At 67.7% G+C, this 11,727-nt stretch carries 14 protein-coding genes; 11 read left to right on the top strand and 3 right to left on the bottom strand.

Annotated elements, in window-relative coordinates; genetic code table 11:
* Nucleotides 1-30: 30 nt before the first annotated feature.
* Both ACZ5BT_RS03545 and ACZ5BT_RS03540 read left to right on the top strand, forming a co-directional pair.
* On the top strand, nucleotides 31-996 hold the full coding sequence (locus tag ACZ5BT_RS03545; RefSeq protein ID WP_464885761.1) for a D-alanine--D-alanine ligase family protein: 966 nt from the start codon (nucleotides 31-33) through the stop codon (nucleotides 994-996).
* Nucleotides 993-1,463 (top strand): hypothetical protein, encoded by a 471-nt coding sequence (locus ACZ5BT_RS03540; RefSeq protein ID WP_464885246.1) that lies wholly within the window; start codon nucleotides 993-995, stop codon nucleotides 1,461-1,463. The genes ACZ5BT_RS03545 and ACZ5BT_RS03540 overlap by 4 nt, the downstream gene beginning before the upstream one ends.
* Nucleotides 1,464-1,529: 66 nt before the next feature.
* On the opposite strand, the gene ACZ5BT_RS03535 is transcribed toward ACZ5BT_RS03540, so the two are convergent.
* The gene (locus ACZ5BT_RS03535; RefSeq protein ID WP_464885245.1) at nucleotides 1,530-2,774 is read right to left on the bottom strand and encodes an Nramp family divalent metal transporter; all 1,245 of its coding nucleotides are present in this window, start codon (nucleotides 2,772-2,774) and stop codon (nucleotides 1,530-1,532) included.
* Nucleotides 2,771-3,439, bottom strand: a complete 669-nt coding sequence (locus ACZ5BT_RS03530) for a metal-dependent transcriptional regulator (protein ID WP_464885244.1) — start codon at nucleotides 3,437-3,439, stop codon at nucleotides 2,771-2,773. Before ACZ5BT_RS03530 ends, ACZ5BT_RS03535 begins: the two co-directional genes overlap by 4 nt.
* 72 nt (nucleotides 3,440-3,511) lie before the next feature.
* Here ACZ5BT_RS03530 and prfA point away from each other — a divergent pair, with 72 nt between their 5' ends.
* The 6 genes from prfA to ACZ5BT_RS03500 all read left to right on the top strand — a co-directional run bounded on the left by prfA (nucleotide 3,512) and on the right by ACZ5BT_RS03500 (nucleotide 8,110).
* On the top strand, nucleotides 3,512-4,579 hold the full coding sequence (prfA, locus tag ACZ5BT_RS03525; protein ID WP_464885760.1) for a peptide chain release factor 1: 1,068 nt from the start codon (nucleotides 3,512-3,514) through the stop codon (nucleotides 4,577-4,579).
* A gap of 27 nt (nucleotides 4,580-4,606) precedes the next feature.
* Nucleotides 4,607-5,083, top strand: a complete 477-nt coding sequence (locus tag ACZ5BT_RS03520; protein ID WP_464885243.1) for an NUDIX hydrolase — start codon at nucleotides 4,607-4,609, stop codon at nucleotides 5,081-5,083.
* 16 nt (nucleotides 5,084-5,099) lie between these two features.
* The gene (locus ACZ5BT_RS03515) at nucleotides 5,100-5,774 is read left to right on the top strand and encodes a tetratricopeptide repeat protein (protein ID WP_464885242.1); all 675 of its coding nucleotides are present in this window, start codon (nucleotides 5,100-5,102) and stop codon (nucleotides 5,772-5,774) included.
* Between the two features lie 9 nt (nucleotides 5,775-5,783).
* The gene (gene thrB, locus ACZ5BT_RS03510) at nucleotides 5,784-6,659 is read left to right on the top strand and encodes a homoserine kinase (RefSeq protein WP_464885241.1); all 876 of its coding nucleotides are present in this window, start codon (nucleotides 5,784-5,786) and stop codon (nucleotides 6,657-6,659) included.
* Nucleotides 6,644-7,366, top strand: a complete 723-nt coding sequence (locus ACZ5BT_RS03505) for a DUF4388 domain-containing protein (RefSeq protein WP_464885240.1) — start codon at nucleotides 6,644-6,646, stop codon at nucleotides 7,364-7,366. The genes thrB and ACZ5BT_RS03505 overlap by 16 nt, the downstream gene beginning before the upstream one ends.
* A gap of 141 nt (nucleotides 7,367-7,507) precedes the next feature.
* Nucleotides 7,508-8,110: a TetR/AcrR family transcriptional regulator gene (locus ACZ5BT_RS03500; RefSeq protein ID WP_464885239.1), complete on the top strand. Its 603-nt coding sequence runs from the start codon at nucleotides 7,508-7,510 to the stop codon at nucleotides 8,108-8,110.
* Between the two features lie 97 nt (nucleotides 8,111-8,207).
* On the opposite strand, the gene ruvB is transcribed toward ACZ5BT_RS03500, so the two are convergent.
* The gene (gene ruvB, locus ACZ5BT_RS03495; protein ID WP_464885238.1) at nucleotides 8,208-9,188 is read right to left on the bottom strand and encodes a Holliday junction branch migration DNA helicase RuvB; all 981 of its coding nucleotides are present in this window, start codon (nucleotides 9,186-9,188) and stop codon (nucleotides 8,208-8,210) included.
* A gap of 58 nt (nucleotides 9,189-9,246) precedes the next feature.
* On the opposite strand from ruvB, the gene ACZ5BT_RS03490 reads away from it, so the two are divergent.
* From ACZ5BT_RS03490 to ACZ5BT_RS03480, 3 genes are read left to right on the top strand one after another with little or no spacing between them, the layout of a single operon-like run.
* Nucleotides 9,247-9,945 carry a hypothetical protein gene (locus tag ACZ5BT_RS03490; protein WP_464885237.1) on the top strand — a complete coding sequence of 233 codons (699 nt, stop codon included), beginning with the start codon at nucleotides 9,247-9,249 and terminating at the stop codon, nucleotides 9,943-9,945.
* Complete coding sequence (panB, locus tag ACZ5BT_RS03485) at nucleotides 9,942-10,772, top strand: 3-methyl-2-oxobutanoate hydroxymethyltransferase (protein ID WP_464885236.1); 831 nt, start codon at nucleotides 9,942-9,944, stop codon at nucleotides 10,770-10,772. Before ACZ5BT_RS03490 ends, panB begins: the two co-directional genes overlap by 4 nt.
* A gap of 15 nt (nucleotides 10,773-10,787) precedes the next feature.
* Entirely contained in the window at nucleotides 10,788-11,699 is a 912-nt protein-coding gene (locus ACZ5BT_RS03480) for an RluA family pseudouridine synthase (RefSeq protein ID WP_464885759.1), read from the top strand.
* Nucleotides 11,700-11,727: the final 28 nt, after the last annotated feature.

Here is an 11,727-nt window from a genome sequence, read left to right as displayed (position 1 = left end):
CCCTGGGTTATCCTGGGCGGGATGCAGACGGTGCGCATGCTCCTGGTTGCCGGAGGGCGCTCGGCGGAACACGAGGTTTCGCTGATGTCGGCTGCGGGGGTCCTCGAGGCCAGCCCCTTTCCCACCGACCTGGCGGTGATCGCCAAGGACGGACGCTGGCTCCTCGGAGAGGCGGCGGCCCGGGCCCTCGAGGCCGGCACCGCCGAGAGCGGAAATGAACCCTTCCCGCCCCCGGTTCGCTGGCACGACTACGACGTGGTTTTCCCGGTTTTGCACGGTCCCTGGGGTGAGGACGGCACCATTCAGGGGTTTTTCGAGATGCTGGGGCTTCCATACGTCGGGGCCGGCGTTGCGGCGAGCGCGGCGTGCATGGACAAGGACTTCACCAAGCGCCTGCTGGCGGCGGCGGGGCTTCCCGTGGTCCCCTGGCGGGTGATTCGACGGGGAGAAGAGGCCACGGTTCCATTCGACCCGCCGTTTTTCGTCAAACCCGCGAATACCGGCAGTTCGGTTGGGATCAGCCGGGTTGAGCGGGCGAGCGACCTGGACCGCGCCCTGGCGGAGGCCTTCCGTTTCGATGCCAAGGCCGTGGTGGAGCCGGCGATCGAGGGGGTGCGCGAACTCGAGGTCGGCGTTTTGGGCAACGACGATCCCAGGGCCTCGGTGGTGGGGGAGATCCGCTACCAGGCGGCCTTCTACGACTACGAGACCAAGTACACCGCCGGTCGGGCCGAACTCGTGATTCCCGCCCCCCTGGATCCGGGCACCCGGGCCTCGGTTCAGGAGTTCGCGGTGCGGGCCTATCGCTCGCTCGGCGTACGCGGGATGGCCCGGGTCGATTTCTTCCTCGCCGGGAACGGCGAGATCTACCTGAACGAGCTCAACACCATCCCCGGCTTTACCCCGACGAGCATGTTCCCGCGGCTTTGGGCCGCGGCCGGTCTCGGCTACCCCGAGCTCATCGAGGCGCTGGTGCGCTATGCCTTAGAGCCATGAAGGCCGGCTGGTTCTTCGCGCTCAAGCCCACCCTTTACGGCCTGGCCTTTTACGGGGTGGACCGCTTTTTGGTCATGGGGTGGGAAGGCCTTGTGGCGCCGTTTTCCCTGGTTTTGCGGGCGCTGCCGGCGTTGGTGCTCTTTTGGCGCTGGCCGCGCGAGGCGCTCGGCGATGACGGCGTCTTTCTTTTCTACGGTGCCTATGCCGGGGCGGTTTTGGAGCCGAGCGGCTGGCTGGGGGCGCTTTGGGGGTTGCTCTTGGCCGCTTTCGCCCGCATCCTGGCCAAAACCGTCAAGCCGCGGCTTTCGGGCGACTTGGCGAGGCTCTTCCTGACCTTGGCCTACGTCGCGGTGGCGGTGGCCGTGACGACGGTGGCACTTTTGTGGTTCGGCTGGCCGAGCGGCTGGCTCTTGCCCCTCGTGCTTCTGCTCTCGGAGGATCTCGGCCCGGTCGGGTTCCGCGCTTAAGCGGGCGCCTGGCGGCCGTTCGCGATTTTTGGGGGCCCCGCCGTGGCAAGTGCCACGGCGGGGTGCTTAGATCGAGCCGAAGGCGAAGGCGAGGAGCAGAAGGTTCAGGATCACGATGATGGTCGCTGCCGTCCAGGCCAGGACCTTGATCAGCGGCGGGTTTGCCAGCTCCCCCATGAGCTTGGGATCCGAGGTGAAGCGCACCAGCGGGATGATGGAAAAGGGCAGCTGCATCGAGAGAATGACCTGACTGAGCACCAGCAGGCTGAGCGGCCGGGCGGCGAGCAGGATCGCCACCGCCGCCGGCAGCATGGTCGCCAGCCGCAAAATCAGGCGGATCCGGACCGGGTTGACGCGTCTGAGCCCCATGAACCCCTCGAAAACCACCTGCCCGGCGAGGGTGCCGGTGGTGGAGCTGGAGATGCCCGAGGCCAGGAGGGCCACGCCAAAGGTCAGCGCGGCCGCCTTGCCGAGCAAGGGCGTGAGCGTGAGGTAGGCCTGGTCGATGTCGGTCACCAAGAGGCCCCGATTGTGAAACACCGCCGAGGCCATGATGAGGATCGCCGAGTTCACGAGCCAGGCCGCTCCCAGGGCGCTCACGGTGTCGACCACGCTCCAGTAGTAGATGCGCTCGCGGCGTTCGTGGTTGTTGACCAGTCGGGTTTTCACCCGCGCCGAGTGGAGGTAGAGGTTGTGGGGCATCACCGTAGCGCCGAGGATGCCGATGGCGATGAAGAGGGCGGTGGCGTCGAAGATGGTGGCGTTGGGGACGAAAGCGTTGTAGATCACGGCGCCGATGGCGGGTTTGGCCAGGAAGATTTCCACCACGTAGGCGAGGCCGATGATGGCCACGAAACCGAGGATGGTGAGCTCGACCCAGCGGAAGCCGAAACGCTCGAGCCAGAGGATGAAGAGGACGTCGAAGATGGTGAGGAACAGGGCGATAACGAGCGGGATGCCAAAGAGCAGGTTGAGGGCCAGGGCCACGCCGAGGAACTCGGCCAGGTCGGTGGCCATCATGGCCAGGATGGCGGTGAGGAAGAGGAAGCGCGCGGTTCGGCGCGGGTAGCGCTCGCGCATGAGCTGGGCCAGGTCGCGCCCGGTGGCGATCCCGAGCTTGGCGGCGAGCATCTGCATGAGCACGGCGATGGCCGAGGAGAGCGTGACCACCCAAAGGAGCGCATAGCCATAGCGACTTCCGGCTTCGAGGCTGGTGGCCCAGTTGCCCGGGTCCATGTAGCCCACCGAGACCAAAAAGGCCGGGCCCAAGTAGAACCAGAAGGGTTTCTTGAACGAGACGCGTTCGGTCATAAGGCCTCCACCTCGAGGCGATCGGCGAGTTCTCCCGGCAGGAGGTAGCGGGCGTTCCCGATTTGAATGCGGTGACCGAGGGCGTTCTTTTCCAGCACCACCACCTCCGCCTCCGGTGTCAGCCCCAGGCGGGCAAAGAGCGCCAGCGCGTCCGGGTCCTGGGCCAAAACCCGGATCAGGCGCGCGGGCGTGCCCGCCGGGACCTCGCTGAGCCGCATGCCCGGGGCGTGGGGCAGCTCGAGGTCGGGGGTGGGGATGGGGTCGCCGTGTGGGTCGCGTTCGGGATGGCCGAGGCGCTCGGCGATCTTGGCCTCGAAGGCCTCGGAGATGTGATGTTCGAGGCGGTCGGCCTCGTCGTGGACCTCGTCCCAGCGGAAGCCGAGCTCGCGGGTGAGGAAGGCTTCGAGCAGCCGGTGGTGGCGGATGATCTCCAGCGCCACCCGGGTGCCCGACGGGGTGAGGACCAGTGCCTTATAAGGCTGGTATTCGATGAGTCCGAGATGGGCCAGTTTGCGTAGCATCCCGGTGACCGACGCCGGCCGCACCCCAAGCCTCCGGGCGAGCGCTTGGGGCGTGACCGCCCCTTCCTCGCTGAGGATGTAGATCTGCTTGAGGTAATCCTCCTGGGCCTGGGTGAGCGGCGTTTTCGCGCGGTCTAATTCCATCTGGCAATATTATTTAGGCTAACCTAAAAATGGTCAAGCCCGCCGGTGGTATCCTGGGAATACGGTATGGGCATCTTCGAGAAACTGTCCGCATTAGAAGAAGAACACCGCCGCCTCGAGGCCGAACTCTCGCGTCCCGACGTGGCCTCGGATCCGGCCGAGTTCCGCCGGATCTCGCGGCGCTACGCCGAGCTCGGCGAGGTCATGGAGGCCTTCCAGGCCTACAAGAAGGTGCTCTCGGAGCTCGAGGAGGCCAAAGAGATGCTCTCCGACCCCGAGCTCGGGGAGCTCGCAGCGAGCGAGGTCGAGGCGCTGGAGTCAAAACGGGAGGCCCTCGAGGTCAGGCTCAAAAAACTCCTCCTTCCCAGGGACCCCTCCGACGACAGGAACGCCATCGTCGAGATTCGCGCCGGTACCGGTGGCGAGGAAGCGGCGCTTTTTGCCCGCGACCTCTTCGAGATGTACCGGCGCTACGCCGAACGCCTCGGGTACCGTCTGGAGGTGATGGACTCCCACCCCACCGACCTGGGCGGGTTTTCCAAGATCGCGTTTCGCCTCGAGGGCCCTGGCGCCTACGGGGTTTTTAAATACGAATCGGGGGTGCACCGGGTTCAGCGGGTTCCGGAGACCGAGACCCAGGGGCGCATTCACACCTCGACTGCCACGGTGGCGGTGTTGCCCGAGGCCGAGCCGGAGGACCTGGAGATCAAGCCCGACGAAATCCGCATCGACGTCATGCGGGCGAGCGGCCCCGGGGGTCAGGGGGTGAACACCACCGACAGCGCGGTGCGCGTGGTGCACCTGCCCACCGGGATCATCGTGACCTGTCAGGACTCGCGGAGCCAGATCAAAAACCGCGAGCGGGCGCTGACCATCCTCCGCAGCCGGCTTTTGGAGATGAAACGCGCCGAGGAGGAGAAAAAGCTCCGCGAGGCGCGCCTGGCGCAGATCGGCACCGGGGAGCGCAGCGAGAAGATCCGCACCTACAACTTCCCCCAGTCCCGGGTGACCGATCACCGCATCCACTACACCACCCGCAACCTCGAGGCCGTGCTCTCGGGCGAGCTCGAACCGCTCCACGCGGCCCTGCGTGAGGCCGAGCAGGAGCGAATGCTGGCGGCCATGGCCGGGGGAGCTTAGGGTGATTGGTCGGGCCGGGGGGTGGTGATGGGCCTCAGACGCGAGCTCCTGGTCGCCGCGGGGGTTTTGGTGGATACCCGCGGGCGCGTCCTGCTGGTGGCCAACGACTGGGGCCGGAGGGGCCGGGTGCGCTACACCCTCCCCGGCGGCATGGTTGAGCCGGGCGAGACCGCGATCAAGGCGGTGGTGCGCGAGGTTCGGGAGGAGACCGGGCTCAGGGTCGTCGAGGTCGAGCACCTGGCCTATGTGGTCCAGGTCGAGGACCGGCGAAAAAGGGAGCGCACCATCGCCATGGCCTTCAAGGCACGCTGGGAAGGTCTTTTGAACCCCCACGACCCCGACGGGCACGTGGTCGAGGCCCGGTTTTTCACGGTGGAGGAGCTCAAAGAGCGGCTCGGCTCGCACCTGCCGTTGCTCGAGCCCCTGCTTTACTACCTCGAGCGCGGGGAGCCGGGGCGCTACCATGCCTATACCGGGTGGAACGTGGCCGGGGAGCGCATCTAGGCGCGAGGGGTGAGCGATGGACGAGATCGCATCGTTGCTGGCAGAGGGCAAGCTCGAGGCCGCCTACGCCCGGGCGATTGCCCAAGGGGATCCGCGAAGCGGGGCGATCCAGGCCCTCATGGATGTGCGGCGTGCCATCTACCGCAAGGATTACCGGGGGGTGATCGCCTACCTCGAACGGCCGCTCGAGGTGGCCCCGCCCGACCTCCTCGAGGGCGTGAAGGATTTGGACGCCGGGCGCTACGAGCCGTGGCTCGACCATCCTTTCCTCGGGGCCGAGGCCTGGGTGCAAAAGGGCGTCGAGGCGGCGATGGCCGGGGATAAGGAGGCGGCGGCTGCCGCCTTTGCCGAGGCGCTGCGTCGCGACCCCAAGCACCCCCGGGCCTGGGTGAACCAGGCTAACCTCCACCTCGAGGCCGGCGATGTGGAGCGCGCGATCGAAGCGTATAAGAAAGCCCTCGAGATCGACCCCGAGCTCGCCGACGCTCACTACAACCTGGCGGCGGCCTACAAGAAAAAGGGCGACCTCGACCGCATGGTCCGCCACCTCAAGCGCTCCCAGCGCCTGAAACTCTACCCCCCCCGGCTGGGGCAGTCGGGCCCGGCGGGGCGGCCGCCCGTCTACCTCCGCTTTTGGTTCTGGGCGGCGCTGGTCATCGTTATCTACTTGCTCACCAAAGGCGCATTTTAAGATGGGCCCATGTGGCGGGTCTACGTGCCGGCCAGCGTGGCCAACCTGGGCAGCGGCTTCGACGCGCTGGGCCTTGGCCTTTCGCTCTACCTCGAGCTCGAGGGCGGGCCGGCGGAGGAAGACGGTTTTCTCTATTTCGGCGAGGGTGAGGTCGATTCCGGCGCCGACAGTCTGGTGCACCGGGCCTGGCGACGGGCCTGGGAGGACGAGCTGGGCCAGGCGGCGCCGCCGCTTTTTGTGCGGGTCTTCAACCCCATTCCCCTTTCCAAGGGCCTCGGTTCCAGCGCCGCCGCCGCGGTCGGGGGCGCGGCGCTCGCCGATCTGGCGAGCGGTGGCGGGCTCGGCCGCGAAGGGGTGTTCCGCGTCGCCGCCGGCCTCGAGGGCCATCCCGACAACGCCGGCGCCTCGACCTTTGGCGGTCTGGTGGCCGGGGTGATGGACCCGCCGCGGGCGGTGTCGCTGGCGGTGTCGGCCGAGCTTCGGGTGGTCGTGGCCGTCCCCGAGCGGGCGCTGCCCACCCAAGAGGCACGGGCCGCGCTGCCGGAAACGGTCGACCGGGCCGATGCCGTCTTCAACCTTTCCCGGGCGGCGCTCTGGCCGGCGGCGCTCGCAGCCGGACGCCTCGACCTCTTGCGGGAGGCGGCGCGGGACCGGCTCCACCAGGCGCAAAGGGCCCACCTCATGCCGGGGGCGGAGGCGGCCATGGCGCTCGCCTACCGTGCGGGGGCGCTCGCCGCGTTCATCGCCGGCGCCGGGCCGGCGGTGGCGGCCCTGGTTGAAGAGGGCCGGGCGACGCCGGTGGCGGAGGCGCTTTCCAGGTATGCTGAGGGTGGCCAAATCTACGTACTGTCCATCTCGGAGGGCTACCGGTGGAAGGCGATCTGAGCACCGTTCCTTTAATGGATACCCTGGAGCTTTTGCACGGTGAGGCCAAGAGCGGCCGCCTTTTGATCCGCGCCGATGTGCCCCTTTTCCTCAGGTTCCGCCGTGGCGAGATCGTCGGTGGCGGCATTTTGGACTGGGAGGGCTTCGAGGCCATCGCCACCTTCGACCTGGCGTCGCGGGAGGGCCGTTTTCGTTTCGTCGCCGGTGAGGAAGAGGGCACGCCGCTCTTCCCCTTTCGCACCCTGGTGGCCGAGTGGGCCCGGCTCAGTGACGAGTGGCGTCGTTTCCGGACCCAGGTAGACGCGCCGAGCCGGGTTTTGGAGGCCCCCAGGGCCAGCGGCACCTACGCGGTCTTTTCGCCGCGGCTCTCGGTGCGGGGGGCGGCGAAGCGCTGGGGAGTGCCGCTGATCATCGCCATGGAGCGGGTGTGGCGCGGGGTTTTGGAGGGCGAGCTGGTGCCGCTGGCCTTCTACCGCTGGTTCACGATGAAGGTCCGGCATCCCCTGGCCGGCCGCCGGCGCTTGCGGCACCCGTTCGCCGACGTGGTGAGCCGGCTCGACGGTCGCCGCACGCTGGGTGAGCTGATTCAAGACGGTCTCCCGCTCGATCGCGTCCGGGCGTTCTTGATCGAGGAGATCCGGGCCGGAAAGCTCAAGCCCCCCGGACGCGGGGCCCTGCTCCGCGACTTGACCTGGGAAAACGGTTGAGCCTCGACTCAAAACGTATAACTACTGGCCGCTCGGGCTGTGTTCCGCAAGATATTGCAAAGGGCGCCGCTGGGTTCGGGGCACCTCCGGGGCGGGGCACGTGAGCTGGCTTTCTAAGTTTATTCGGTATAATCACGGAGTATGGCAGGGCTCCGCGAACGCCAGAAGCAGCGCAGGAAGGAACGCATCTACCGCTCGGCGATCGAACTCTTTAAGGCCCAGGGGTTTGAGGCTACCACCGCGAGCGACATCGCGAAAAAAAGCCACGTGTCGCGGGGGACCTTTTTTAATTACTACCCCTACAAGGAGGCGGTGCTCCTCGATTACGGGGCCGAGCTCATGGACGTGGCCTGGCAAAAGGCCGGGGAAGCCCTAGCCAAAGGCCAGCCGCCCCTCGAGGTCCTGCGCGGCTTTTGGCGGCGTTTGGCGGAGCTCTCCGAGGCCGAGCTCGGGGCTGAGCTCCTCTCCCACCTGGCCTACGAGCTCGTCAACCCCGACCCCGAGCGGGCCCAGCGGGCCTACCGGGCCCTGCCCCTGGCCGAGCGGGTGGCGGTGATCCTGAAGCCTCTGGTCGAGGAAGGCCGGATCCGCGCCGATATGAGCCTGGAGCGGGTGGCGGCCTCGATCGCCGACACCTTTCTCCTGGCGGCGCTGCGCTGGGCGGCCTACGGCGTTGGGGGCAGCCTCAGGGAGGAGACCGAGAAGTTCCTCACCGTGGCGCTCGAAGGGGTCCTCGCCCGCTGATTGGCGAGGGCGGGGTTTGAACATGCCGACGCAAGATCGGCACTGGTTTGCCTTTGCCTTCGGGACCCTCGCCGTGGCGAAAGCCACGGTGAGCGGCTCAGTCAAAGAGCCCGGTTGAAGCTTCGGGGGCGGGGAGACCCATGTGCGTCCAGGCCGCCTTGGTGGCCATCCGGCCCCGGGGGGTGCGCTTGATCAGGCCTTGCTGAATGAGGAAGGGCTCGACCACCTCTTCCAGGGTCAGGCTATCCTCGGCCATGGCCGTGGCCAGGGTGTCGAGGCCGACCGGCCCCCCGGCGAATTTGCTGAGCAGGACCTCGAGGTACTCGCGATCCTTGGGATCGAGGCCCAGGGTATCGAGGCCCAGCGCGTCGAGGGCGGCTTCGGCCCGGGCCCGGGTGATGTGATCCTCGCCCGCGACCTGGGCGAAGTCGCGGACCCGGCGGAAGAGCCTTTTCGCGATGCGCATCGTCCCCCGGCTGCGCTTGCCGATGGCGAGGGCCGCCTCGGGGTCGATGCCCACCCCGAGGAGCTGCGCGTCGCGGGTGATGCCTTGCGCGAGCTCTTCGGGGCTGTAGAACTCGAGGTGCTCGGTGATGCCAAACCGACTCCTCAAAGGGCCGGAGAGCAGGCCCGGCCGGGTGGTGGCCCCGATCAGGGTAAACCGCGGCAGGTCGAGCCGGATGGTGCGTGCCGCCGGCCCCTGGCCGAGGACGATGTCGATCTTGAAATCCTCCATCGCCGGGTAGAGGTGTTCCTCGGCGGTTTTGGAGAGCCGGTGGATCTCGTCGATGAAGAGGATGTCGCCCTCCTCGAGGCTGTTGGTGAGGATGGCGGCCAGATCGCCCGGTTTTTCGATCGCCGGCCCCGAGGTCACCCGGATGTTGACCCCGAGCTCGTAAGCGATGACGTGGGCCAGGGTGGTCTTGCCGAGCCCGGGCGGGCCGGCGAGCAGGAGGTGGTCCAGCGGCTCGCCCCGCTCCATGGCCGCCTTGAGGTAGACCTGGAGCTTCTTCTTGAGGCGTACCTGGCCGACGTAGTCGGAAAGCCGCTTGGGCCGCAGACCGGGTTCGTCCAACACGGGGGTATTCTAACGCCAAGCGGTGACTCTTTTGGCGCGCCGCGTCGCTTTTGGAGCCGTGAGATTGCGACTCGTCTACCTCGACCAGAACTACGCCTCGAGGATATCGAAGTTCCTCCTCGGCCTGCCGCACAACGGGGCCTTTGGCGTGTTGTGGGCGGCGCTCCAGGAAGCGGCCGACCGAGGGGCGTGGCTGGCGCCGCCCTCGCCGTTTCACGTCCTGGAACTGCACGGCGGCTACCTGCTGCCCACCTTCAAGGCGATCTTTTCCCGCCTGTCCGGGGGCTTTTGGGTTCGCCCCTGGCAGGACGTGGTGCGGCGCCAGGCCGAACGGGGAGGGGTGGCCCTGGAGGACTTCCTGACCGATCGCGGCCACTGGGACCGGCCGGCCGACCTCTGGCCGCTTTGGGACCTTTTGGACCTCGAGCTTGAGGGGTCGTTTTACCGGCGGGCGGAGCTCGTGGCCGGGTTCGTCTCCGACCGGCTCGGCCTGGGGGAGAGGGGCGTGTCGCTGCCGTTCGTGCGAATTCTCTCGCGGCTTTTGGCCTTTCGCTCGCTGGAGCGCACCCGGCACGAGCGCCTGAGCGATCTGGTCGATGTGCTGATGGCGGCGACGACGTGGCCATATGTGGACATCCTGGCCACCGACCGCTACCTCAAGGAGGCGCTGCGCCGGGTCGGATATGGCGAGGGGGTGTTCTCGGGCCGGTCGCGAGACGTGCTCGATCTGGCCGAGAAGCTTAGGATGGAGTCGTGAAGCGTTTGACTGTGAAAGCGTTCCGAGCAAAAAAGGGCGAGCGGATCGTAATGGTGACGGCCTACGACTACGTGGGGGCCAAGCTCGCCGAGCAGGCTGGGGTTGACGCGATTTTGGTTGGGGATTCCCTGGGGACCGTGGTCCTCGGCTACGGCGAGACGGTGCCGGTGACCCTTGAAGAGGTGGTTCACCACGCGAAGGCGGTGCGCCGGGGCGCTCCGGAGACCTTCGTGATCGGCGACCTGCCCTTTTTGAGCTACGCGACGCCCGAACGCGCGCTCGCGGCCGCCGAACGGCTGATGAAAGAGGCCCGGGTCGACGCGGTCAAGCTCGAGGGCGGCGAGGAGGTCCTCGAGGTGGTCCGCACCCTGGTGCGCGCCGGGGTGCCGGTCATGGGCCACCTGGGGCTCACGCCCCAGACCGCGAGCCAAAAGGGCGGCTACAAAGCTCAGGGCAAGACGCTGGAAGAAGCGAGGAAGATGCTTTTGGATGCCAGCGCCCTGGTGGAGGCCGGCATTTTTGCCCTGGTTCTGGAAATGGTCCCCTCGGCCCTCGCCGGGCTCGTGACCGAGCGGGTTCCGGTGCCCACGATCGGCATCGGGTCCGGCGCCGGCACCGACGGCCAGGTGCTGGTCTTCCACGACCTCCTCGGCCTTTTTGAGGACTTCAAGCCCCGCTTCGTCAAGCGCTACCTCGAGGGCGCCGAGCTCTTCCGCGCCGCGCTGAAAAGCTACGCCGAGGACGTGCGATCGGGGCGTTTCCCGGGTGAGGAGCACGCCTACAGCGTGAAGCCCGAGGTTATCGAAAAGCTCAAGGAAACGCTATAATCGGGGATTGTGGCGCTGAAGTTTACCGCCGACGGTCTTCGCCTTGACCAAGCGGTGGCCCGGTATGCCGAGGTCTCGCGCACCAAGGCCCGCGACTGGATCGAGGGCGGCTTTGTCAGCGTGGCCGGGGAAGTGGTGAAAAAGCCCTCCTACCGGCTGCGGGGCGAGGTGGTCCTGGTCGAGCGCCCGCCCGAACCGCCGCCGCAGGTGACGCCCGAGCCTTTGGGGCTTGAGGTCCTCTACGAGGACGAGGACCTGATCGTGGTCAACAAGCCCGCCGGCATGCTCACCCACCCGGCGCCCGGCGAGAGCCACGGCACCCTGGTGGGGGCTCTCCTGGCCTATTTTGGCCACGGTCCCCTCGAGGCCCCGCGCCCCGAACTCGCCCGGCCCGGCATCGTGCACCGGCTCGACCGGGAGACCTCCGGCGCCATCGTGGTGGCCAAGAACGAGGCCGCCCAGCGCCACCTCTCGGCGGCGTTTAAAAACCGCTTCGTCTACAAACGCTACCTGGCGATCACCCAGGGCGTGCCCCGGGAGATGACGCTCATCGCCCCGATCGGGCGCCACCCCACGTTGCGCCACAAGATGCACGTCGGGGGGGTGAATCCGCGCTACGCCGAGACCGACTTCACCGTCCTCGCCCGCAGCGGGGGTTTTGCCCTGGTCGAGGCCAGGCCCCACACCGGCCGCACCCACCAGATCCGGGTGCACCTCAAGCACCTGGGGGCCCCGATCCTCTCGGACGAGCTCTATGGCAGGCGGCACCCGAGCCTTTCCCGCCAGGCCCTCCACGCCTACGAGCTCCGACTGCCCCACCCCCGCTCGGGGCTCTTCCTGACCTTCGTCGCCCCGGTCCCGAGCGACATGCGCCGGGCCTGGGAAGCGCTCGGCGGCGTTTGGCCGGAGGGGCTCCGGCTGGCATAAAAACCCCTCCGGCTGAGGGCCCGGCTCA

The sequence above is a fragment of the Vulcanithermus mediatlanticus genome (genome assembly GCF_055385885.1).
The sequence above is the reverse complement of the archived record's forward strand: the minus strand, read 5'-3'. Positions and strand labels throughout refer to the sequence as shown.